The 23,138-nt window shown below is 54.2% G+C and carries 26 protein-coding genes; 16 read left to right on the top strand and 10 right to left on the bottom strand.

What is annotated here, in order from left to right:
* Positions 1–126 precede the first annotated feature (126 nt).
* Positions 127–1,410 carry a cytosine deaminase gene (locus tag NR177_RS16430; protein WP_256853255.1) on the top strand — a complete coding sequence of 428 codons (1,284 nt, stop codon included), beginning with the start codon at positions 127–129 and terminating at the stop codon, positions 1,408–1,410.
* A 36-nt stretch (positions 1,411–1,446) separates the two neighbouring features.
* Here the strand turns inward: NR177_RS16430 and tsgA are convergent, their stop codons facing one another.
* Positions 1,447–2,625 carry an MFS transporter TsgA gene (tsgA, locus tag NR177_RS16435; protein WP_063877496.1) on the bottom strand — a complete coding sequence of 393 codons (1,179 nt, stop codon included), beginning with the start codon at positions 2,623–2,625 and terminating at the stop codon, positions 1,447–1,449.
* A gap of 260 nt (positions 2,626–2,885) precedes the next feature.
* Between tsgA and ppiA the strand changes: the two genes are divergently transcribed.
* From ppiA to NR177_RS16460, 5 genes are all read left to right on the top strand, one after another.
* Positions 2,886–3,458, top strand: a complete 573-nt coding sequence (ppiA, locus tag NR177_RS16440; protein WP_063877495.1) for a peptidylprolyl isomerase A — start codon at positions 2,886–2,888, stop codon at positions 3,456–3,458.
* A 78-nt stretch (positions 3,459–3,536) separates the two neighbouring features.
* Positions 3,537–3,707, top strand: coding sequence for a YhfG family protein (locus NR177_RS16445; RefSeq protein WP_074180980.1), 171 nt, complete (start codon positions 3,537–3,539; stop codon positions 3,705–3,707).
* Positions 3,697–4,296, top strand: a complete 600-nt coding sequence (locus tag NR177_RS16450) for a putative adenosine monophosphate-protein transferase Fic (protein ID WP_256853256.1) — start codon at positions 3,697–3,699, stop codon at positions 4,294–4,296. Before NR177_RS16445 ends, NR177_RS16450 begins: the two co-directional genes overlap by 11 nt.
* Positions 4,297–4,466: 170 nt before the next feature.
* Entirely contained in the window at positions 4,467–5,042 is a 576-nt protein-coding gene (locus NR177_RS16455; RefSeq protein WP_256853257.1) for an aminodeoxychorismate synthase component II, read from the top strand.
* An 88-nt stretch (positions 5,043–5,130) separates the two neighbouring features.
* Positions 5,131–6,351 carry an aspartate aminotransferase family protein gene (locus tag NR177_RS16460; protein WP_063877492.1) on the top strand — a complete coding sequence of 407 codons (1,221 nt, stop codon included), beginning with the start codon at positions 5,131–5,133 and terminating at the stop codon, positions 6,349–6,351.
* A 1-nt stretch (position 6,352) separates the two neighbouring features.
* Here the strand turns inward: NR177_RS16460 and NR177_RS16465 are convergent, their stop codons facing one another.
* From NR177_RS16465 to NR177_RS16475, 3 genes are read right to left on the bottom strand one after another with little or no spacing between them, the layout of a single operon-like run.
* The gene (locus NR177_RS16465) at positions 6,353–8,428 is read right to left on the bottom strand and encodes a YccS/YhfK family putative transporter (RefSeq protein WP_256853258.1); all 2,076 of its coding nucleotides are present in this window, start codon (positions 8,426–8,428) and stop codon (positions 6,353–6,355) included.
* Positions 8,429–8,486: 58 nt separating this feature from the next.
* Entirely contained in the window at positions 8,487–9,119 is a 633-nt protein-coding gene (crp, locus tag NR177_RS16470; RefSeq protein ID WP_000242758.1) for a cAMP-activated global transcriptional regulator CRP, read from the bottom strand.
* Positions 9,120–9,125: 6 nt separating this feature from the next.
* Positions 9,126–9,398 (bottom strand): hypothetical protein, encoded by a 273-nt coding sequence (locus NR177_RS16475; protein WP_141248552.1) that lies wholly within the window; start codon positions 9,396–9,398, stop codon positions 9,126–9,128.
* A 26-nt stretch (positions 9,399–9,424) separates the two neighbouring features.
* Between NR177_RS16475 and NR177_RS16480 the strand changes: the two genes are divergently transcribed.
* On the top strand, positions 9,425–9,829 hold the full coding sequence (locus NR177_RS16480; RefSeq protein WP_063877490.1) for an OsmC family protein: 405 nt from the start codon (positions 9,425–9,427) through the stop codon (positions 9,827–9,829).
* A gap of 29 nt (positions 9,830–9,858) precedes the next feature.
* On the opposite strand, the gene NR177_RS16485 is transcribed toward NR177_RS16480, so the two are convergent.
* The 3 genes from NR177_RS16485 to NR177_RS16495 form a co-directional block, all read right to left on the bottom strand.
* Positions 9,859–10,728 (bottom strand): phosphoribulokinase, encoded by an 870-nt coding sequence (locus NR177_RS16485; RefSeq protein ID WP_063877489.1) that lies wholly within the window; start codon positions 10,726–10,728, stop codon positions 9,859–9,861.
* A gap of 61 nt (positions 10,729–10,789) precedes the next feature.
* The gene (locus NR177_RS16490) at positions 10,790–11,008 is read right to left on the bottom strand and encodes a YheU family protein (RefSeq protein ID WP_063877488.1); all 219 of its coding nucleotides are present in this window, start codon (positions 11,006–11,008) and stop codon (positions 10,790–10,792) included.
* A 4-nt stretch (positions 11,009–11,012) separates the two neighbouring features.
* Entirely contained in the window at positions 11,013–12,029 is a 1,017-nt protein-coding gene (locus NR177_RS16495) for a hydrolase (protein ID WP_256853259.1), read from the bottom strand.
* A gap of 54 nt (positions 12,030–12,083) precedes the next feature.
* Between NR177_RS16495 and NR177_RS16500 the strand changes: the two genes are divergently transcribed.
* Entirely contained in the window at positions 12,084–12,686 is a 603-nt protein-coding gene (locus NR177_RS16500; protein WP_063877486.1) for a LysE family translocator, read from the top strand.
* A gap of 2 nt (positions 12,687–12,688) precedes the next feature.
* Here NR177_RS16500 and NR177_RS16505 read toward each other — a convergent pair whose 3' ends face one another.
* Positions 12,689–13,669 (bottom strand): LacI family DNA-binding transcriptional regulator, encoded by a 981-nt coding sequence (locus NR177_RS16505; protein ID WP_096011076.1) that lies wholly within the window; start codon positions 13,667–13,669, stop codon positions 12,689–12,691.
* Between the two features lie 235 nt (positions 13,670–13,904).
* Here NR177_RS16505 and tauA point away from each other — a divergent pair, with 235 nt between their 5' ends.
* Genes tauA through tauD form a run of 4 tightly spaced genes read left to right on the top strand, consistent with a single transcriptional unit; the run spans position 13,905 to position 17,323 of the window.
* On the top strand, positions 13,905–14,882 hold the full coding sequence (tauA, locus tag NR177_RS16510) for a taurine ABC transporter substrate-binding protein (protein WP_256853260.1): 978 nt from the start codon (positions 13,905–13,907) through the stop codon (positions 14,880–14,882).
* Between the two features lie 10 nt (positions 14,883–14,892).
* The gene (gene tauB / locus NR177_RS16515; protein WP_256853261.1) at positions 14,893–15,660 is read left to right on the top strand and encodes a taurine ABC transporter ATP-binding subunit; all 768 of its coding nucleotides are present in this window, start codon (positions 14,893–14,895) and stop codon (positions 15,658–15,660) included.
* Positions 15,657–16,487 carry a taurine ABC transporter permease TauC gene (gene tauC, locus NR177_RS16520; protein WP_256853262.1) on the top strand — a complete coding sequence of 277 codons (831 nt, stop codon included), beginning with the start codon at positions 15,657–15,659 and terminating at the stop codon, positions 16,485–16,487. Before tauB ends, tauC begins: the two co-directional genes overlap by 4 nt.
* Positions 16,484–17,323: a taurine dioxygenase gene (tauD, locus tag NR177_RS16525; protein ID WP_063877481.1), complete on the top strand. Its 840-nt coding sequence runs from the start codon at positions 16,484–16,486 to the stop codon at positions 17,321–17,323. The genes tauC and tauD overlap by 4 nt, the downstream gene beginning before the upstream one ends.
* 75 nt (positions 17,324–17,398) lie before the next feature.
* On the opposite strand, the gene NR177_RS16530 is transcribed toward tauD, so the two are convergent.
* Complete coding sequence (locus NR177_RS16530) at positions 17,399–19,303, bottom strand: ABC transporter ATP-binding protein (RefSeq protein ID WP_241568164.1); 1,905 nt, start codon at positions 19,301–19,303, stop codon at positions 17,399–17,401.
* 111 nt (positions 19,304–19,414) lie between these two features.
* Here NR177_RS16530 and kefG point away from each other — a divergent pair, with 111 nt between their 5' ends.
* The 4 genes from kefG (at position 19,415) to slyD (ending at position 22,753) form a co-directional block, all read left to right on the top strand.
* Positions 19,415–19,966, top strand: a complete 552-nt coding sequence (kefG, locus tag NR177_RS16535; protein ID WP_256853263.1) for a glutathione-regulated potassium-efflux system ancillary protein KefG — start codon at positions 19,415–19,417, stop codon at positions 19,964–19,966.
* Positions 19,967–21,772 (top strand): glutathione-regulated potassium-efflux system protein KefB, encoded by a 1,806-nt coding sequence (gene kefB / locus NR177_RS16540; protein ID WP_096011082.1) that lies wholly within the window; start codon positions 19,967–19,969, stop codon positions 21,770–21,772.
* A 23-nt stretch (positions 21,773–21,795) separates the two neighbouring features.
* Positions 21,796–21,990 (top strand): YheV family putative zinc ribbon protein, encoded by a 195-nt coding sequence (locus NR177_RS16545; protein ID WP_063877477.1) that lies wholly within the window; start codon positions 21,796–21,798, stop codon positions 21,988–21,990.
* A 196-nt stretch (positions 21,991–22,186) separates the two neighbouring features.
* A complete protein-coding gene (slyD, locus tag NR177_RS16550) occupies positions 22,187–22,753 on the top strand; it encodes a peptidylprolyl isomerase (protein ID WP_063877476.1) in 567 nt (188 codons plus the stop codon).
* Positions 22,754–22,844: 91 nt separating this feature from the next.
* Here the strand turns inward: slyD and NR177_RS16555 are convergent, their stop codons facing one another.
* The gene (locus NR177_RS16555) at positions 22,845–23,063 is read right to left on the bottom strand and encodes a protein SlyX (RefSeq protein WP_013027478.1); all 219 of its coding nucleotides are present in this window, start codon (positions 23,061–23,063) and stop codon (positions 22,845–22,847) included.
* Positions 23,064–23,138: the final 75 nt, after the last annotated feature.

Here is a 23,138-nt window from a genome sequence, read left to right on the forward strand (position 1 = left end):
TATACCTCTTCAGGGTGAGTGTCACGATTCAGCGTCCTGCGCGTGCAGTTCACAAAGTCATCTGGAGCAGGGCAGCGCTAACGTGTTAGCTTTAATCAGTAGCGCTTAACTCATCAGGAGCCAGGTATGACAACCGCACCACTTCGCTGGATCAATAATCTGCGTTTGCCCACGCGTGACGGCCTGTGGCAGATAGAAATTGATGAAGGAAAAATCGCCCGTATTTCGGCACAGCCTCAGCAGATAGCCGCCGACGGCGCAGCGCTGGATGCGGAAGGCGGCCTGGCCCTCGCGCCCTTTGTTGAACCCCATATTCACCTGGATACGACGCAAACTGCGGGAGAGCCTGCCTGGAATCAGTCTGGTACGCTGTTTGAGGGCATTGAACGCTGGGCAGAGCGCAAGGCCTTGCTGAGTCATGAAGATGTCAAACGGCGGGCGATGCAGACGCTGAAGTGGCAAATAGCCAACGGCATACAGTGTGTTCGCACCCATGTCGATGTGTCCGATCCCGCCTTAACGGCACTCAAGGCGATGCTGGAACTTAAGGCCGAAATGGCGCCCTGGATTACTCTTCAAATTGTGGCGTTTCCACAGGAAGGCATCCTGTCTTATCCCAATGGCGAAGCATTACTTGAAGAGGCGCTTCGACTCGGTGCCGATGTCGTTGGGGCCATTCCCCATTTTGAGTTCACCCGGGAATACGGCGTGGAGTCCCTGCATAAAACCTTTGCATTGGCTAACCGTTACGACAGGCTGGTGGATGTGCACTGTGACGAAATTGACGATGAGCAGTCGCGCTTCGTTGAAACCGTGGCTGCGCTGGCACACCGCGACGGCATGGGCGCGCGGGTGACCGCGAGCCATACGACGGCGATGCACTCCTATAACGGGGCTTACACATCGCGTCTGTTTCGGCTACTGAAGCTCTCCGGCATTAACTTTGTCGCCAATCCGCTGGTCAATATTCATTTACAGGGCCGCTTCGACAGTTATCCCAAACGCCGTGGCATTACCCGCGTCAAAGAGCTGCTGGAGGCGGACATCAACGTCTGCTTTGGTCACGACGATGTGTTCGATCCCTGGTATCCGCTGGGCACGGGAAATATGCTCCAGGTGCTACATATGGGATTACACGTGTGTCAGTTGATGGGCTATGAACAAATCAATGCCGGGCTCGATCTGATCACCCACAACAGTGCCAGAACGATGAATCTTTCAGGATATGGCATTCAGCGCGGTCATGATGCCAGCTTGATTATTCTGCCAGCGGAGAATGGCTTCGACGCGGTAAGAAGGCAAGTGCCGGTGCGTTATTCGCTTCGTCGCGGAAATGTTATCGCCGCAACACAGCCCGCCAACAGCGCCATCTGTTTAGAACAGTGGGAAGACGTGACCTTTAAACGCTAAAACACGTGGGCGGCGTGGTAACGCCGCCCGACGGAATTAATGCGTGTTGTGACCGTGGGTACGGTGTTTAGTCACCAGACCTAACAGTACGCACATAATAAACACGACCGCGTACAGGCCATTTGCGGTTAACAGCGCGCTGTGAACGCCGCTGTTTTTCACAATTGGTGACGTGACAATAAAGGTCAGCATGGTGCCGACCGTGCCGCAGGTCAGGATAAAGTTAACCAGCTTGGGTGAGGCGACTTTGGTTTGCAGCGAGCCCAGGGTAATAATCGTGGTGTAAATCGCACTAGAGCTAAAGCCCAGCGTTAAGATGATCCACCTCAGCATGCCCGCGTCGTGACTGCTCACGAACCAGTACATCAACACCGTCGCCAGGCCAGCCAGAACCATCAGAATACGTTGCAGATCGAAGAAGCGCAGCAGGAAGCTGAACGCCCACATGCCCACCATATAGGCAGTCCAGAAACTTCCCACCAGTTGGCCGGCATCGTCGATGTTCATGCCCATGACCTTCGTCGCGTACTCTGGCACCCAGGAAATAAAGCCTAACTGACCCAGGATGTAGCATAGCGCTGCAATAGCCAGCAGCAGTACGCCAACGCCCCATTTTTCTTTCTCGACGGTCGGGCTGTTCTCTGGCTTACGCAGCACGGGAAACTCAACAAACAGCGTCATGATGAATATGCCGACGTAAATCACACCAATGCAGACGTAAACCCAGTACCACGGCAGATGGCGCGCCAGCAGAATACCGGCAAGCACAGGGAAAATGGTGCCTGCCATGCTGAAGAACGAATCCGTGAACAGCAGGCGTGAACCGCGCTGACGGCCTTCATACATGTGGGTAATCAGGAACGTCCCAATCGACATGGTAATGCCGCTGACCACGCCAAGTACGAACATGCACAGTGAAAATACCGACAGATCACGGCTGGTCATTAAGCCGATGACGGCTAATACCATGAGTACAAAGCCAAAAATCAGTTGCCGTTTGAGCGGTACAATTACCATCAACCAGGCATTAAGGAAAACCGCAGCCAGAATGCCGCTGTTCAGGAAGGTGAAGGTGTTACCCATACTGTCGATAGGAATCTGGAAATCTTTCGCAATATCGCCCATTACCATGCCGGTGACAATCACCAGTGCGCCGGTAAGCGCGTATGAGAGAAAGCTAATCCAGGTAAGGCCGATACGATTACGATTTGTCATGTTCTGAACCTGTTGAGAAGCCGGAGGGCCTGAAGCGTCAGAAATTGTAAACGTAACCGTGATCTTAATAAACTAACAGTGAAAACAGATGTCATTCATTTCATCAATACTGTGATTTTAGTCACGAAGCGGAAGCAACATTATTCCAGCTATAGTGCGCATTGTTAGCGTAAATATAGGTAAAACGCTGGCTCTTGTATTACATGCTCTTTACAATCAATATCGTTTTTGAGCTAGCTCTCCAAAGTAAGGAATTACTCATGTTTAAACGTACTTTGACAGCGGCAGTTGCCCTGTTAGCGCTCTCTTCTGTTTCCGTCTCAGCTTTAGCGGCTAAAGGTGATACGCATGTCCTGCTTAACACCTCTGCCGGCAATATCGAACTCGAACTGAATAATCAAAAAGCGCCGGTTTCCGTTAAAAACTTCGTGGACTACGTGAACAACGGCTTTTACAACAACACGATTTTTCATCGCGTGATTCCTGGCTTTATGATCCAGGGGGGTGGCTTCACCAGTGAAATGCAGCAAAAGCAGACCAACGCGCCGATCAAAAACGAAGCGGATAACGGCTTACGCAATCTGCGTGGCACTATCTCTATGGCGCGTACCGCCGATAAAGACAGCGCAACCAGCCAGTTCTTCCTGAACGTTACTGACAACGCTTTCCTGGATCATGGTCAACGCGATTTCGGTTACGCCGTGTTTGGTAAGATTGTAAAAGGCCAGGACGTCGTGGACAAAATCTCTCAGGTGCCGACCAAAGACGTGGGCCCCTATCAGAATGTCCCCATCAAGCCCGTGGTCATTCTGTCGGCTAAAGTTTTACCCTAATTCGGTGTAATGCCATCTCGTCTCCGGCAAAGGGGAAATTTGCTCTTATACTTAGGGCAAACCTGAGCAGGAGGCGGTATGGCAAACACACTCACAGATAAACAAAAAGCAGTGCTCTGGCAACAGCGGCGACATGCCAGCTATCGGGCAAGTTGCCGACTCGAAGGCTTTACCCTGACAGAACCTGAAATCAAGGGTGAAGATGCAGAAGAGCGCCTGGCCTCACTGAGGAGGCAATATGGCTGCTAATACTGCCGTTACTCAGGACCCCTACCTGTGGCAAAACGACACTGTGTTGAAAAACCGTCTTGGTATTCACGATGCGACGCAGCTGCGTAAAGCCGAGTTAAGCTTCAGTGCCGCACGACTCGCCACGCTTGAACTGGGCCCGCGCAACGCCGGATTACCCTATCTTTGCCATATTCACCGTACGTTGTTTCAGGACGTTTACAGCTGGGCTGGCGAACTGCGTACGCTCGACATCTGGCGCGACGAAACCCCTTTCTGCCATTTCGAGTACATCGAAAAAGAGGGGAATGCGTTGCTGGCAGCACTGGAAGACGAGAAGGGCCTGGCCGATCTCCCCCTGGCTGACTTTGCGAAGCGGATTGCCTGGTACTACTGTGAAATCAATATGCTGCATCCCTTCCGCGAAGGTAACGGCAGGGCGCAGCGTGTTTTCTTCGAGCAGTTGGCTCTGCATGCCGGCTACCTGCTGGCATGGGACAGTCTGAGCGCGGAAGCATGGGTTGCGGCAAATCAGGCCGGGGCGTCCGGTGATGTGCAACCGCTTGAAAAGGTTTTCGCCAGCATCGTCAGTGAAGCCAAAGCCGCCTGAACCGTTGCAGCCTAAGGGAGACGCCAGCAGTGTGCCTCCCTGTGCGACATGGGCTTTCCTGCTTCCCCGCATCACACTCACCCTGAACAGCATGGTAAGATGCCGCTCTGGACATCACTCTGGATGCCGAGCGATGCGCGCATCCTTCCGGTCTGCCTGAAACCATAACCATGCTGCTGCTTATTGATAACTACGACTCGTTTACCTGGAACCTCTACCAGTATTTTTGCCAACTGGGAGCCAACGTACGGGTAGTGAGAAATGATGCCATCACTCTTGATGAGATGCGCGCCCTGCCGCTGAGCCATTTGGTGATCTCGCCTGGCCCCTGTACGCCCGATCAGAGCGGTATTTCGTTGCAGGCCATTCGCCACTGCGCCGGTCGTCTTCCGGTGTTAGGTGTTTGCCTGGGTCATCAGGCCATCGCTCAGGTTTTTGGTGCGCAAATCGTGCGTGCCCGCGACGTGATGCATGGTAAAACCTCGGCGATACAGCACAATGGTGGTGGTGTGTTCCGTGGCCTTAATCAGCCGTTGACCGTGACGCGCTACCACTCTCTTATCGTTAAAGCGGATACGCTGCCTGATGAATTTGATGTCACGGCCTGGAGCGTGCGCGATGGTCAGCCGGATGAGATTATGGGGATTCGCCATAAAACCCTGGCGCTGGAAGGCGTGCAGTTTCACCCTGAGAGCATCCTCAGTGAGCAGGGGCACCTGCTGTTAGCTAATTTCCTGAATCAATGAAGTTGTGTTTGCCTTTAAGTGATTTTTTATGCATATTTCATGATTATTATTTCATCTTGACTCAACGAACTAGTTAACGAGGTTGTCAATGGCAGCGGAAAATATGGCGGTAACGCGGGAGACGTTCGATCAGGTTATTTTGCCTGTTTATGCACCTGCACAGTTTGTACCGGTAAAAGGCAAAGGGAGCCGGGTCTGGGATCAGCAGGGCAAAGAGTATATCGACTTCTCTGGCGGGATTGCCGTCACCGCACTGGGCCATTGTCACCCGGCGCTGGTTGAAACCCTGAAGAAACAGGGTGAAACCTTGTGGCATACCAGCAATGTGTTCACCAATGAACCCGCGCTGCGGCTGGCCAGTAAACTCATCAACGCGACCTTTGCGGAGCGCGTCTTTTTTGCTAATTCCGGTGCGGAAGCCAATGAAGCCGCCTTTAAGCTGGCTCGCTATTATGCCTGCAAACGCCATAGCCCGTTCAAAAGTAAAATTATTGCCTTTCATAATGCCTTTCACGGCCGGACGCTGTTCACCGTAACGGTGGGTGGACAGCCAAAGTATTCCGATGGTTTTGGTCCGAAACCCGCCGATATCGTTCACGTGCCTTTCAACGACCTGGATGCGGTAAAAGCCGTCATTGACGATCATACCTGCGCGATTGTGGTGGAGCCGATTCAGGGCGAGGGCGGTGTGATGCCGGCCACGCCAGCGTTTCTGCAGGGCTTACGTGAACTGTGCGACAAACACCAGGCGCTGCTGGTACTGGATGAAGTACAAAGCGGCATGGGACGCAGCGGTAAATTGTTTGCCTATGAGCACTATGGCGTGACGCCAGACATTCTGACCTCGGCGAAGGCGCTGGGCGGTGGTTTTCCGGTCAGTGCGATGCTGACCACGAATGAGGTGGCCTCAACTATGGCACCTGGCGTTCATGGCACCACCTATGGCGGAAATCCGCTGGCCTGTGCGATTGCAGAAACCGCGCTGGATATCATCAATACACCAGAGGTGTTGAATGGCGTGGAAATCCGTCGTCAGCAGTTTGTGGAGGCCCTTAAGGCGATTGATGCGCGTCACGATCTGTTCAGCGATATCCGGGGTAAAGGTCTACTGATTGGTGCAGCCCTGAAACCGCAACATGCGGGCAAGGCGCGCGATATCCTGAATGCGTCAGCCGCAGAAGGCGTGATGGTGCTGGTGGCCGGGACTGATGTGATGCGCTTTGCGCCATCGCTGATTATCGAGCCTGCCGATATAGAAGAGGGCATGACGCGCTTTGCCAACGCGGTAGAGAAGGTGCTGTCGGCCTGAGTTATTTCCGGCGCAGACTGCGCATCAGCCAGCGGCCATGATGAGGCCGCTGGTTCCAGGCCAAAGATGAGATCGTGTGCATCACTTTCAGATGATCAAGAATGCGCCGGACGTGCTGCTCCAGCACCGTGACGGGCCCCTCGTTAATATCTTCAACGCCCTGCAGCAGATCCGTCTGCGAACTTTCCCCATCATATTCCAGTCGTTGCTGGCAACGTTGCAGTGCAATCTCGCACCATTGCAGATAGTGCTCGGCCAGCGTGGGTGGCAGCATGGTGTGTTCGCGCGCCAGAATTGTCATGGCATTGATGTGTTCAACAATAAACTGGCAGTGCGTGACCCATAAGCGCATATCCTGCAGGTAGCGTGAGTTAAATCCCGGCTCCTGCATCGCCTGATTCAGGGAATTAAACACCGCGTTATGGGCCTGGTTGACCTTAATCCGCTGGTAAGCCAGCTTATCTGGAGACTGCTCCGGGCCGAGTAACATCCGCAGTGCGTCCTGACAGGCCTCCAGTGCATCATGCGCATTCTGACGCAACAGCGCGCTCTGCCACTGCGGCCACAGCCATAACATGCCACCAAAGGCGATCAGGCAACCCATCAGCGTATCCAGCAGGCGGGGCAATAAAAACTGTGCCCCGTTAAGGGAGAGCAGTTGCAGCGTATAAACGGCCGTGACCGTAAATCCTACCATCGACCAGCCGTAAAACTGTCGGGTAAAGCGATAGCTGATAAAGGTAATGGCCAGCATGATGCTCAACACCAGCGGCTCTGGCACATCCAGGCGCAGCGAGGCTGCCGCAATGACCAACCCGGCAAAGGTGCCCAGGGCCCGGTGCTGGATACGAACCCGGGTTGCACTGTAGTTGCTCTGGCTGACAAACATGATTGTCATCAAAATCCAGTAGGGCTTTGGAATGGAGAAAAACACCGCCAGGGCGCTGCCCAGCATCAGCATGACGGCAAAACGACCGGCGGTGCGCAGCGCGGAAGAACGCAACGACAGATAGCTTCGCAGCGCGGGCAGCAGCGGCAAACGACGCTGGCGATCGGCCATCAGGTCACGTTGATAAAGCGGCTTTTGGGTACGAAGTACCCGGGCGATGCGGCTGAAATGATAGAGGCAGAAGTTACCCACCGGATTGTCCGGATGCTGGCGGGCGATTTTTTCCAGCGCACCCAGCTGTTTGTCCATATCAAAACGGCTGGAGAGTTGGTGATACAGAATATCGTCGGCCAGCTCGCGCAGTCGGGCTGAAATCGTCCTGGCATTCCAGCGGATAACGGCTTCCGCATGGCTTTGTTCCACCAGCTTCTGGACTTCTTCCGGCTGATGCAGGCTGACGGAGATATGTTCCTGTAAATCCAGCGCCACCTGAAATGCCCGGGTCAGACGTTTATGGCTGTGATCGCGACTTGCGGACAGCATATGCATCTGCTGGTAGCAGGTGTTAATCAGGTCGACCGCTTTTTGCTGACGCACCAGCAGGGGCGGCAGGGCTTTTTCAGGATCGGTAAGCTGCGTCAGCAAGCTGTACTTTGCGTCACAGTAATTTGCCAGCTCACGGTAGATTAAACTCAGGCTTTCGCGCATCGGCTGCTCTTTCCACAGCCAGAACCAAAACCAGTTGAATACGCCGTACCAGAGTGTACCGCCGATATAGAGCAGCGGGGGCACGTAAATGGGCATACGACCAATCAGGCTGATGGTAAAAATCGCCGCAATCAGCGTACCGGGCAGCAGTCGGGCGTGCAGCGGGCTGATTTCACCGGTGACGCCAAGGAGTAACGGCATCGCAAACAGAATCAACGGCAGAGGGACGTCTTTGAGCAGTAGCCACTGCATCAGCAAACTGCCAAAGGCAAACAGGCTGCCGCCAATAATCAGGCGCTTAAAGAAACGTTTGTGCGGTGTATCCAGGCCAGCAATATTGCAGCAGGCGGGAACTAATGAGAACAGCAACCCTTTTTGCAGATCGCCAAACAGCCAGCCGAGCGCGACCGGAAGGCACAACACCAGAGTCTGGCGCAGCGCATAGTTAACTTCGGGGTGATAAATTATTCTTCGCCACATGGGCTCAACACAAGATATTCACGGCATAATGTTGCCATCACGCCGTGAATAATAAGGCTTAGCGGGTGCCGTAAACAACGATGGTTTTGCCGTGTGCGGAGATCAGATTCTGATCTTCCAGCATCTTCAAGATACGGCCCACGGTTTCACGTGAACAACCAACGATTTGGCCAATTTCCTGACGAGTAATTTTAATTTGCATGCCGTCAGGATGCGTCATGGCGTCAGGCTGTTTAGCCAGGTTAAGCAACGTCTGTGCAATGCGTCCGGTGACATCCAGGAACGCGAGATTTCCCACTTTTTCTGACGTCACCTGGAGACGGCGCGCCATCTGTGAAGAAAGACGCATCAGAATATCCGGGTTAACCTGGATGAGCTGACGGAATTTCTTGTAGGAAATTTCTGCTACTTCGCACGCCGTTTTCGCACGTACCCAGGCGCTGCGTTCCTGACCTTCTTCAAACAGGCCAAGCTCACCAATAAAATCGCCTTGATTCAGGTAAGAAAGAATCATCTCCTTGCCTTCTTCATCCTTAATCAGTACCGCGACGGAACCTTTCACGATGTAGTAAAGCGTTTCGGCTTTTTCACCTTGATGAATCAGCGTACTTTTGGATGGATACTTGTGAATATGGCAATGGGACAGGAACCATTCAAGTGTAGGGTCTGTTTGCGGTTTGCCGAGAACCATTCGCTATTATCCTCTATTGTAATCGTGCCCAAAATACAGGGCTCTGTTTCCCTGCCAGGCGATGAAAGCGTTAAGCGTGTTTCCATTCAGGAAATTATTCGGGCTGCATTCGGCGCAGAGCGCATAATTCTTCCCGGCTTCATCTTCGGATGACGAAAAAATATTTTCAGCACTGTTTGTAGCACAGCTTTCGCCGACTGTCTTGTGTTGTCTCGCTTCAGCAATGAGGCTGATTTCTCTGGATTGCTGTTTACCAGGCAAAAGCGTACTCTGGCGCAAAAACAGGGTATTCTGGGGGCGAAATTATGCAGGCAAGAGTCAAATGGGTTGAAGGGTTAACATTCCTCGGCGAATCATCATCCGGCCATCAGGTCTTAATGGATGGTAATTCCGGTGATAAAGCGCCCAGTCCTATGGAAATGGTGCTGATGGCGGCCGGTGGTTGCAGCGCAATCGATGTGGTTTCAATTTTGCAAAAAGGCCGCAACGATGTGGCTGATTGCGAAGTAAAACTCGAATCAGAGCGTCGGGAAGAAGCCCCTCGCATCTTTACCCGTATCAACCTGCATTTTATCGTGAGTGGAAAAGCACTTTCAGATAAAGCCGTGGCGCGTGCGGTCGACCTGTCGGCGGAAAAATATTGCTCGGTTGCCATTATGTTAGGCAAAGGGGTCGCGATCACCCACAGCTACGAGGTTATCGAGCTGTGATCTCTCAGAGGCCCGCGCGGCCTCTGATTTTATTCAATGCGTTTGCCTTCCATGAGCCGTTTCACCAACGGCGCCATAATCAACTCCATCGCCAGCCCCATTTTTCCGCCCGGTACCACCAGCGTATTGATATTGGAAATGAACGATCCCTGCAGCATGGCCAGCAGATAAGGGAAATCAATATCTTCCAGACACTGAAAGTGAATGACGACAAAACTCTCATCCAGCGAAGGAATGGTGCGGGCCGCAAACGGGTTGGAGGTATCCACGGTAGGGACGCGCTGAAAGTTGATATGGGTGCGTGAGAATTGTGGCGTTATGAAGTTGATGTAATCTTCCATTGAGCGCACAACTGAATCCATGACGGCCTCACGGGAATGACCGCGTTCACCGGTATCGCGGACCAGCTTCTGAATCCACTCCAGGTTGACAATCGGCACCACGCCGACCAGTAAATCCACCTTTTCAGCGACGTTATGCTGAGCCGTCATCACCCCGCCGTGCAGTCCTTCATAAAAAAGCACGTCCGTATCCGGGGGCAGCGGCTGCCACGGCGTAAAGGTGCCCGGCACCTGATTCCAGGGCACGGCTTCGTCGTAGGTGTGCAGGTATTTCCGTGACTGGCCTTTGCCGTGCTCACCGTATTCAATAAAGGTTTGTTCCAGCAGGCCAAAGTCATTCGCTTCCGGGCCAAAATAGCTGATGTGACGACCCAGATCGCGTGCTTTACGAATCGCCATATCCATTTCTGGCCGGGTAAAACGGTGAAAGCTGTCACCTTCCAGCTCGGCAGCGTGCAAATTGAGCTGCTGAAAAATTTTACGGAATGCCAGGCTGGTGGTGGTGGTTCCCGCGCCACTGGAACCCGTTACCGCAATGATCGGATGGCGTGCAGACATAGTAAAACTCCCTGTGAAGTCGGGCGATGAGCATTGTTAGCACGATTTTTCATTCTGTGCATCAGCCGCGAAACTCGCTTTTGCGCATGATGTTTACCGATTCGTGAAGCTCAGACCAGACCAGAACCACCTCACCTTGCTGCAGCTGACGTCGCACATCGGCGACTTTTTCCGTCAGGCTGAGCTCCTGTTCACCGTAGTCGGTGCCTTCGCGCAGGACAAAGGCTTCAATTAAATTTTCGAGGGTTTCGGGGGAAACCTGTTGCCAGGGAATCATCACAGGGTTAGCTATCCAGGTAAGGGGAAATCCACTGTGGCACGCGCTGTTCGAGCCACAACTGAGGCTGACGCAAGGTGCCACCAACAAAGCCAACATGACCGCCATGGCGCGTCAGCTGATAGGTAATAGTGGCAGATAATTGGTCATTCTGCGGGATCACCTCATCACTCATAAACGGGTCGTCTTTCGCATGGATGATCAGCAACGGTTTTGCCACCGAGCGAAGCAGCGGCATGGCGCTGGCGCGGCGATAATAATCTGTGGCATCGGCAAAGCCATGTGCGCGGGCGGTGATCGCGTCGTCGAAGTCTCGCAGGCGGCGCAGCGCGCTGAGCTGTTTAAGATCTATCGGCAAAGTGTCAGGCCATGCGTGCAGTTTGCGTTGGGCATTTTTTTTAAGCTGGCTCAGCAGGTAACGCTGATAAACCTGGGAAAATCCACGTTCCAGTCGGGCGCTGCAGGGCTCAAGCAGCAGCGGCGCAGAAACAATAACGCCGGCATCAATGACGGCATCATTGCCCTGTTGCCCCAGCAGGCAACCCAGCATGTTCCCGCCCAGTGAGAACCCCACCGCGGCGGTCGGAACGCGGCCCCAGCGCGTCGTCAGCCAGTTCAGGAAAAAGCGTGCATCCTCGGTTTCTCCTGAGTGATAAATCCGGTTCAGACGATTCGGCTCGCCGCTGCAGCCGCGAAAATGCATCACTACGGCCAGCCAGCCACGTTGCTTGCAAACCTGCATCAGGCCGTGGATATAAGGACTGTGGAAACTGCCTTCCAGACCATGAAACAACACGACGCGCGGTTTATGCTGTGCAAACTGCGGATCTTCACTCCAGGCCAGGTCGACAAAATCACCATCGGGTAAATCAAGCCGTTGCCAGTGAGGCGTGACTCTTATCGTACGGCGGAGGAGGCGCGGCAGCAGGGTTTGCAGATGAGGATTCGCCAGGCCGCGCACAGGGATAAACGCCGCGCCATCCGGGCCCGAAAATTTCATGTTGTAAAGGCTTGTCTGTTCCATATCACACTGTTAGCTTCGATAAGTTTTTACATAATGGAGGGAGAACCCGGTTAAATGGAACTCAGTCTTTTTTTATCACTGTTAGGGTTTCTCTGGGTCGCGGCGATAACACCCGGACCTAATAATATGTTACTCACCGCCTCAGGTGCCAACTTTGGTTTTATTCGCACCATTCCGTTGATGGTTGGCATCATGATTGGTATGCAGCTGATGCTCCTCATGGTGGCGTTTGGCGTAGGGGGATTGATTCTGCTCTATCCCTCATTGCACCTGATTCTGAAAGTGGCCGGTAGCCTCTATTTGCTGTGGCTGGCATGGAAAATCGCCACCGCGGCCTATGAAAAGCTCGAGACCGATGCGGTGCCGGTCGCGCCCATGCCTTTCTGGCAGGGAGGATTGTTGCAGCTGATCAATCCCAAAGCCTGGTTAATGGCCCTGGGGGCGATAGCGAGCTTTAGCCTGGCCGGTGCCGGTTATCATCACTCTGTACTGTTAATCAGCGGGGGGATGTTTATGGTCAATCTGGTGGCGGGCATTATCTGGATGGGCTTTGGCGCCATGATCGGCCGTATTTTACGCAGTCCGCGCGCGTGGAAAATATTTAACCTCAGCATGGGGCTGTTAACGGCGGCGTGCGTACTGCTGATCTGGCACTGATCCTAACTGGACGCTCGCTCCAGGCGTTTCCAGGGTAACACTTCCCTGACAACCGGCGCGTGCGGCTGGCGAATTTTCTTCAGGAGCAACTGTACGCTGCGTGCACCCAGCTGATACATCGGTTGCTCTATGGTGGTCAACGGCGGATTCAGGCTACTGGTAAACGGGATACCGTCAAAACCGACCACGGCGAGATCGTCCGGTACGCGCAAGCCAGCTTCCAGCGCCGCATGGACCACGCCAACTGCCAGCACATCGGAAACGGCAAAGACGGCGTCCGGTCGTTCTGGCAGGCGCAACATCTCCTGTAACGCCCGGCTGCCTTCCTCACAGGAAATGCCTTCGGTATACACCACCTCTGCCCAGCCTAAATCCGACTGTTCGATGGCCTGGCGATAGCCCTGCTCACGATACTGGGAATACAGATAACGCAGGTCGCCATTCACCAGCGCGATGCGCTTGCGGCCCCTGGCGGCAAGGTAATGTATGGTGTCACGGGCGGCTTCAAGATGATCAATGGAGACCGAGGAGGCCGCAATCTGTGGGTCAAACTCACAGCACTGAATCCAGGGCGAATCGCCGATGATATCAATAAGGCTTTGCAGGCCGGCCGCCGCGTCCATCGTAATGACGCCATCAACCACTTTGCCCGTTAACAGCGTCAGGTAAGCGGCCTCACGTTTAAACTGTGAGGCAGAATTACACAGCAGGATGTGGTAACCGTGCATTTCTGCTTCCGCTTCAATGCCTTGCACCACTCTGGCGCAAAAGGGATTGGTGATATCTGAAATCAGCACCAGCAACATATGGCTTTGCGAGGTACGCAGTTGACGGGCTAACAGGTTGGGTTGATAGCCGCTTGTGGAAATGGCATCCAGCACTTTCTGACGCGTATCCGCCTTCACACCTGGGTGAGCGTTAAGCACGCGGGATACCGTGGCCTTAGACACGCCAGCTAACAGGGCAACTTTGTCGATCGACATCGAACTCGCAGACCTCACCAGGGAGCAAATAATAGCGCATATCAATAGCACAACCTGCATGTGAGCGCCTGACAAATTTATGGCTTTTTGTCTGAATTTTAATTTGCATATAACGGCAATCTATTGCAGATGATGATCTAAGAATTTCTTTCTATTAGGGATAACTTTTAATTCCTTTGTGAAATTAATCCCGCCAGCAACACTGCCCACATCATAAAAGTGATGGGAAAAAATCATGTTGAAAGGGCGATTAACGATTCTGGCTTCTGTGCTGTCACTGCTGGCCTTTCAGGCCTGCGCGGTCAACGTGACGGTGGCTTATCAAACCTCGGCGGAACCGGCCAAAGTGGCGCAGGCAGATAACACCTTTGCCAAAGAGAGCGGTGCGACGGTTGCGTGGCGCAAATTCGACAGCGGCGCGGGCGTACTGCGGGCACTGGCTTCGGGTGATGTCCAGATCGGCAATATTGGGTCCAGTCCGTTAGCCGTGGCGGCGACGCAACAGCTGCCTGTCGAAGCTTTTTTACTGGCCTCACAGTTAGGGAATTCAGAGGCGCTGGTGGTCAAAAAAAACCTCGCCAGTCCTCAGGACCTGATAGGTAAACGCATCGCCGTCCCGTTCATTTCCACCACGCACTACAGCTTGCTCTCCGCCTTAAAACACTGGGGCATCAAGCCTTCCCAGGTTCAACTGGTGAATCTACAACCGCCCGCCATTGTGGCAGCCTGGCAACGCGGCGACATTGACGGTGCGTACGTTTGGGCGCCCGCAGTGAATGCGCTGGAAAAGGACGGCCACGTCTTAACGGACTCTTCACAGGTTGGCCGCTGGGGATCGCCCACGCTGGATGTCTGGGTCGTGCGCAAAGACTTCGCTCAGCAGCATCCTGATATCGTTACCGCCTTTGCCCGCAGCGCCCTTGAGGCGCAGAAAGCCTATCTCGACAATCCTGAGCAGTGGCTTAAACAGCCCGACAATCTGCGCAAACTCGCGCGTTTAAGCGGCGTGCCAGAACAGCAGGTTCCGGCGCTGGTTAAGGGCAATACCTACCTCACCGCCGCGCAACAGGTTACGCAGTTGGAACAGCCTGTTAATCAAGCCATTGTGGATACGGCGCAGTTTTTGAAAGCGCAGGGCAAAGTGCCGCAGGCGGGCAATGATTACAGCAGTTATGTGACCAGCCGTTTTGTTGCGCCCCTGGTTAAACCCTGAGGAGAACAGCATGTTACGTATCGCTCACCTGAACGCGAGTTATGCCGGTCAGCCTGTGTTACAGGACATCACGCTGCAGCTTGATAAAAAAGCGCTGATGGTGGTTCTGGGGCCGTCAGGCTGTGGCAAAACCACCTTACTTAACCTGATTGCCGGGTTTTTACCGGTCGAATCCGGCGCGATTTCCCTGGACGGAAAGCCTGTTCTCGGGCCGGGCGCAGAGCGTGGCGTGGTGTTTCAGAGTGAAGGCCTGCTGCCGTGGCGTAACGTACTGGATAATGTGGCTTTCGGTTTACAGCTCGCCGGCATGGCGCGCCAGCCGCGTGAGGTGATTGCGCGGCGCTTTATCAAAAGCGTTGGGCTGGAAGGCGCGGAAAAACGGCAGATCTGGCAGCTATCCGGTGGTCAGCGTCAGCGCGTTGGTATCGCCCGGGCGCTGGCGGCCGATCCACAGTTATTGCTGCTGGATGAGCCTTTCGGCGCGCTTGACGCGTTCACCCGTGAGCAAATGCAAACGCTGTTATTAACCCTGTGGCGTAACAGCGGTAAGCAGATTCTGCTTATCACCCATGACATTGAAGAAGCCATCTTTTTGGCCAGCGAGCTGGTGCTGCTCTCTCCGTCGCCGGGCCGGGTACAGGAAAAACTGACGCTTAATTTCGGTCAGCGTTTTGTGGAGGGCGAACCCTGCCGCAGCATCAAATCCGATCCTGATTTTATTGCTCAGCGGGAATATGTACTGAGTCGGGTATTTGAACAACGGGAGGCATTTGTATGAGTGCGCTGCTCAATGACGAGCCGACAAGCGTGCGCCAGCGTCGCCTGCGCTGGCCTTTTTCCACCCCGTTTACGTTGAGCGCGCTAAGCCTGCTCCTGCTGCTGTTCATCTGGTGGAGTGTGACCGCGCTGGGGCTGATTGCACCGCTGTTTTTACCTTCGCCACAGCAGGTGGTGCGAAAGCTGCTGTTGGTTGCCGGTTCACAAGGCTTTATGGACGCCACGCTGTGGCAGCATTTGGCCGCCAGCCTGACACGTATGCTGATTGCCTTAACTGCGGCAGCGGCCATCGGCATCCCGGTGGGGATTGCCATGGGCATCAGCCCGGTGGTGCGTGCGCTGGTCGACCCGCTGATTGAGCTATACCGGCCCGTGCCGCCGCTGGCGTATTTGCCCCTGATGGTCATCTGGTTCGGTATTGGTGAGACATCGAAAATATTGTTGATTTTTCTGGCGATGTTCGCCCCGGTGGTGCTGTCGACGGTCGCTGGCGTGCGCAATGCGCAGCAGGTGCGTCTGCGCGCGGCGGCATCGCTGGGAGCGAACCGCTGGCAGCAGCTACGTTGGGTCATTTTACCCGGCGCCTTGCCAGAGATACTGACGGGATTACGAATTGGCCTTGGTGTGGGATGGTCAACACTGGTGGCCGCCGAGCTTATCGCGGCCACCCGGGGTTTAGGTTTTATGGTGCAGTCGGCGGGTGAGTTTCTGGCGACAGATGTGGTGCTGGCGGGGATCGCGGTCATTGCCGTGGTTGCGTTTAGTTTAGAGCTGAGTCTGCGTGCGCTGCAGCGCCGCCTGACGCCCTGGAATGGAGAGCAAAAATGAACGAAAAGTTAGAGATTAAGCCACTCGGGCCTTTTATTGGTGCCCAGGTTGGCAACCTTGATGTATCCCGTCCGCTCAGTGATGCGCAGTTTGAACAGCTCTATCATGCGCTGCTGCGCCACCAGGTCCTGTTCCTGCGTGAGCAGGTTATTACGCCCGAACAGCATCGTGCGCTGGCGATTCGCTTTGGCGATCTTCATATCCACCCGGTTTATCCGCATGCGGAAGGCGTTGAAGAGATCATTGTTCTGGATACGCATCAGGATAATCCGCCAGATAATGATAACTGGCACACCGATGTGACCTTTATTCAAACGCCGCCAGCCGTGGCGTTGCTTGCGTCCAAAGTGCTGCCGGAGTGTGGCGGTGACACGCTGTGGACCAGCGGCATCGCGGCGTATGAGGCGCTGTCTGCGCCTTTTAAAACCTTACTGGCTGAACTGCAGGCTGAACATGACTTTACAAAATCGTTTCCGGAATACAAGCACCGCAATACGCCAGAGGAGCATCAGCGCTGGCAACAGGCCGTCGCGAAAAACCCACCGGTGTACCATCCGGTGATCCGTACGCATCCCGTCAGCGGCAAAAAAGCCCTGTTTGTGAATGAGGGATTTACTACCCGAATCATGGATATCCGTCAGAAAGAGAGCGAGGCGCTACTGGGCTTCTTGTTTGCCCACGTGACGAAACCGGAGTTTCAGGTGCGCTGGCGCTGGCAGCCAAACGATTTGGCCATATGGGACAACCGGGTCACACAGCACTATGCGAATGCGGACTATTATCCAACACGGCGGGTGATGCAACGGGCAACGGTGCTGGGCGATAAACCCTATTGAACCGTACCGGACGCTGAGCCGGTACGGCGGTGTGAACTCAGATGGGATGAAGACGTCCCAACGCAGCCGCCTGGATCAGGCGGTGAGCATCGTTTCCAGTTGCTCCTGCGCCTCCAGCCAGGCCATCTCCACCTCTTCCAGCGCCGATTTACTCTCGGCCTGCTTCTGTAGCGCGGCAGTGAGATCGGCCTTACGCTGTTGTTCGTAGATGGCGCTGTCCGAGAGGAGTGCTTCGGCGTCGGCGAGCTGGCTTTGCCATTTCGCCATCTGCTTTTCTAATTTCTCTATCTCTTTGCGCAGCGGCTGGGTTTGCGTCCGTAGCTCCGCCTCACGGCGCTTCTGATCCTTACGGGCCTGGGCGCTGTTGCCATTGTCCTGCTTAGGTGCCGCGTCCTGCTGCGTCTGCTGTTTTTGCAGATCGCTCAGCCACTGCTGATAATCTTCCAGATCGCCGGGGAACACATCGACGCTGCCATCGTGAACCAGATAGAGATCGTCCGTTGTGGCGCGTAACAGATGGCGATCGTGCGAGACCACCACTAACGCCCCTTCGAAATCGATGAGCGCCTCGGTTAATGCCTGACGCATATCCAGATCCAGATGGTTGGTGGGTTCATCCAGCAACAGCAGGTTAGGGCGCTGCCAGACGATGAGCGCCAGCACCAGGCGAGCCTTTTCTCCACCGGAGAACCGTTCGGTGATCTCCGTGACTTTATCGCCCTGAAAGCCAAAGCCGCCAAGGTAATCACGTAGCTGCTGCTCTAACACTTTCGGTGCGATACGGGAAAGGTGCTGTAAAGGCGATTCGTCGGCACGCAGGAATTCGAGCTGATGCTGGGCGAAGTAACCCAGCTTAATGCCTTTTGCCAGGCCAATCTCGCCCGCCTTCGCGCTAAGCTCGCCAGCCAACAGCTTGATCAGCGTGGATTTACCGGCACCGTTGCGGCCCAGCAAGCCAATACGTGAGCCGGGCACCAGGTTAAGCTTAATGGCATCAAGAATAATGCGATCGCCATAGCCTGCGGTCACTTTTTCCATTTTCAGCAGCGGATTAGGCAGACTTTCCGGGGCGCGGAAGCTGAAACTAAAGGGATTATCGACGTGCGCAGGCGCAATCAGCTCCATGCGCTCCAGCATCTTAATGCGGCTTTGGGCCTGCTTCGCTTTGGTCGCCTGAGCGCGGAAGCGATCAATATATTTTTGCAGGTGAGCCACTTTTTCCTGCTGGCTCTGATATAACGCCTGCTGCTGTGCCAGCTTGGCTACGCGCTGGCGTTCGAAGGAGCTGTAGTTGCCGGTGTACTCGATCATCGTTTGCTGTTCGATGTGGATAATTTTATCCACCACAGGATCAAGGAAGTCGCGATCGTGCGAGATTAGAATCAGCGTGCCTTCATAGCTTTTCAGCCAGCGCTCCAGCCAGATAACCGCATCCAGATCGAGGTGGTTAGTCGGTTCATCCAGCAACAGCAGGTCTGAACGACACAGCAACGCCTGCGCCAGGTTAAGTCGCATGCGCCAGCCGCCAGAAAAATCACTCACCGGACGCTGAAGCTGTTCCTGACTAAATCCCAGCCCGTGCAACAAGCTTGAGGCACGTGACTGAATCGTCCATGCCTGAATGGTGTCGAGCTTAGCGTGCAACAGGGCGATGGCATTTCCGTCATTGCTGATGTTCGCCTCTGCCAGTTCCGCTTCAAGCTGGCGGTACTCACGATCGCCATCGATGACATAGTCAAGGGCAGCCTGGCTCAGGGCAGGAGTTTCCTGATTAACCCAGGCGAGTGACCAGTTGCCGGGAAAGGTGAAGGAGCCAGCATCGCTGCTGATCTCGCCTTTCAGCAACGACAGCAGCGTGGATTTTCCACAGCCGTTTTTACCCACCAGCCCGACTTTTTGGCCGGGATTGATGGTAGCGGTCGCGTTATCGAGCAGGACGCGAATACCGCGGCGAATTTGTAGGGCAGAGAAGACAATCATAAGCGCCGTATCGTCAGAATATGTTAATTTACCTGCAACATAATTGGGTTCTTGTTGCGTTGTGCATGGTAGCGGAAATCTGCACCAATGACGACGCTTTGGAGGGAAAGGATGTCGCAGCCACCTAAGATTTTGCTGCTATTTGCTCATCCTGAAGCACAGGATTCGAAAGCAAATCGCATTTTGCTGGAGGCGGCTGAGAAAACAGAACATGTCACCGTTCACGATCTCTATGCTGCCTACCCGGATTTTTTTATCGATGTCTACCACGAGCAGCAGCTGCTGCGTGAGCATGATGTGATTATTTTTCAGCATCCGCTCTATACCTATAGCTGTCCGGCGCTGTTAAAAGAGTGGCTGGATCGCGTACTGTCGCGGGGGTTTGCCAACGGCGTAGATGGTAATGCGCTGGAAGGAAAATACTGGCGCAGCATTGTGACCACAGGAGAGCCAGAAACGGCGTTCCAGAAGCACGGGCTTAACCGTTATTCCATGAATGACATTTTGCGCCCCTTTGAGCTGACGGCGCAGATGTGCCGTATGCACTGGATGCCGCCGATGATTGTCTACTGGGCCCGCCGCCAGCACCCCGATTTACTGAAAAATTATGCCCGCGCATACAGCGACTGGCTGGCAGCACCGCTGCCGAATGGAGGGTTATAAATGGAAGGACAAACGCTGCTGACCGCGGGAGTGATCTATCTGGTCGCGGCGGTACTGATCGTACCGGTAGCGGCGCGCCTCGGTATTGGCGCAGTTTTGGGATATTTGCTGGCCGGTATTGCTATCGGACCCTGGGGACTGGGTTTTATTAGCGACGTTGACGAGATCCTGCACTTTTCCGAGCTGGGCGTCGTGTTCCTGATGTTCATCATCGGGCTGGAACTTAATCCGGCAAAGCTGTGGGCGCTGCGCCGTTCCATTTTTGGTATTGGCGCGGCGCAGGTCATTTTTTCAGCGGCGATTCTGGGCGCATTGCTGTGGCTGACGAAGTTTGACTGGCGAGCCGCGGTCATTGGCGGTATTGGCCTGGCAATGTCATCCACGGCGATGGCGCTCCAGCTGATGCGCGATAAAGGCATGAATCGCAGCGAATCCGGGCAGTTAGGTTTTTCGGTGCTGCTGTTTCAGGACCTGGCGGTGATACCGGCTCTGGCGTTGATTCCACTGTTGGCAGGAAATGACAGCGGCAGCATCGACTGGATGAAAGTGGGCATGAAGGTGCTGGCCTTTGCCGGCATGTTAATTGGGGGCCGCTATTTGCTGCGCCCCATTTTTCGCTATATCGCGGCCTCGGGCGTACGCGAGGTGTTTACCGCGGCGTCATTGCTGTTGGTGCTGGGTTCGGCGCTGTTTATGGATGCGCTGGGCTTATCCATGGCGTTAGGGACATTTATCGCCGGCATCCTGTTGGCGGAAAGTGAATACCGGCACGAGCTGGAAGTGGCGATCGAGCCGTTTAAAGGTTTACTGCTTGGGCTGTTTTTTATTTCGGTAGGCATGGCGCTGAATCTTGGCGTGCTCTATACCCATATTATCGCGATCTTGCTGGGCGTACTGGTGCTGGTGGCGGTGAAGATCCTGGTTTTGTATGTGCTGGGACGGATTTATGGTTTGCGCAGCTCGGAGCGCCAGCAGTTTGCCGGTGTACTGAGCCAGGGCGGAGAGTTTGCCTTTGTGCTGTTTTCTGCGGCCTCATCGGCCAAACTGTTTTCGGGCGATCAACTGCCGCTCCTGCTGGTTACCGTAACCCTGTCCATGATGACCACGCCACTTCTGATGCAGGTCATCGATCGGCTGTTAGCGCGTCGTTTTAATGAAATTGACGAAGATGCCGAAAAACCGTTCGTCGAGGACGATCAGCCCCAGGTCATCGTGGTGGGCTTTGGTCGTTTTGGTCAGGTCGTTGGTCGTTTACTGATGGCGAACAATAAACGTATCACGGTACTGGAGCGGGATATCAGCGCAGTGAGCCTGATGCGAAAATATGGCTACAAGGTTTATTATGGTGATGCCACCGAGCTGGAGCTGCTACGTGCGGCGGGTGCGGCCAGTGCGCAATCCATCGTAATTACCTGTAGCAATCCTGAAGATGCCATGACGATTGTGCATCTCTGCCAGCAGCATTTTCCGCATCTGCATATCATGGCGCGGGCTCGCGGCCGCGTAGAAGCCCATGAACTGCTGCAGGCAGGCGTCACGCAGTTCTCGCGTGAAACCTTCTCCAGTGCGCTGGAGCTGGGCCGCAAGACATTGATGTCGCTGGGGATGCATCCGCATCAGGCGCACCGTGCGCAGCAGCACTTCCGTCGGCTGGATATGCGTATGTTGCGGGAACTGGTGCCCGCCCAATCTGACAAGGCACAGATTTCTCGGGTACGTGAAGCTCGGCGTGAACTTGAAGATATTTTTCAGCGCGAAATGCAGCACGAAAGGCGTCAGATCCATGACTGGGACGACGATGAGTAATCAGAAGAGGCAGGTAGAGCATCATGCGTAAACGTTTTATTGCCGGTGCGGTTTGTCCGCACTGCCAGGAAAAAGACACGCTGGCTATGTGGCGCGAAAACAATGTCGATGTCGTTGAGTGTGTGAAGTGCGGCCACCAAATGCGCGAAGCGGATAAACAGGCGCGCGATCAGGTTCGTGGCAATGAGCAAGTGATAGGAATTTTCCATCCAGAGTAGCGAAATGGCCCAGCTTTTTTTAAGCTTAACCACACAGCGGGATTGAATTCCGTTACAATTGACGCCATTAACGCTGTGGTCGCAAGAGAAAAAGACAGCCTCTTGTACTCAGCCCCGAACCTTTCTGGTTGGTGTTATTGCACGCAAGAATAGACCAATGAGACGGGATCTTAGTTCTCAACGGTTAGGAGATATCATGAAAGTAGCAAAAGACCTGGTGGTAAGCCTGGCCTATCAGGTACGTACAGAAGACGGTGTGTTGGTTGACGAGTCACCGGTGAGTGCACCGTTAGACTATCTGCACGGTCATGGTTCCCTGATTTCTGGTCTGGAAAACGCGCTGGAAAACCACGTAGCGGGCGATAAGTTTGACGTGCATATCCCGGCAAACGACGCTTACGGTCAGTACGATGACAACCTGGTACAGCGCGTACCTAAAGACGTCTTTATGGGCGTTGACGAATTACAGGTTGGCATGCGTTTTCTGGCGGAAACCGACCAGGGTCCAGTGCCGGTTGAAATCACCGAAGTTGAAGACGAGCATGTTGTGGTTGACGGTAACCACATGCTGGCGGGTCAGAACCTGAATTTCAATGTTGAGGTGGTTGCGATTCGTGAAGCCACACCGGAAGAGCTGGCTCATGGCCACGTTCACGGTGCTGATGGCCATCACCACGATCACGACCATGACCATGACCACGACCACGATCATGACCACGGTCAGGGTGGTTGCGGCACTGGCGGTTGCGGTTGCAGCCACTAAGTTCGACTCTGCATTTCAAGGCCACCTCCGGGTGGCCTTACTTTTTTGCGTCTTTCGGATCGCGCCAGATGTTCGGGGACCCAGGCCTGTATCAGTAATGCGGCGGTGGGGTTTCTTCTGACGGATCGGCAATCATCGATGGCGCGCTGGCTTTAAACTTCTCAAGCAACAGACGCATATGTTCGCGCATCTTACTCATTTCAAGTTCATGCTGGACCACGGTATTGTTCAGTTGATCGATAGTCATCTCCTGAAAAGCCAGTTTGCTTTCAAGCGTTTCAATACGTTGTTCCCACTCTGACTGTTGCATGACCTGTTCTCCTGTTAAGGTGCTACTCAGCGCATAATTCTAAAGGCTGACGTTGCAGAATTGCCCTATTTTTTA

The sequence above is a fragment of the Pantoea sp. Fr+CA_20 genome, from assembly GCF_024520835.1.
Classification (GTDB): Bacteria; Pseudomonadota; Gammaproteobacteria; order Enterobacterales; family Enterobacteriaceae; genus Pantoea; species Pantoea allii.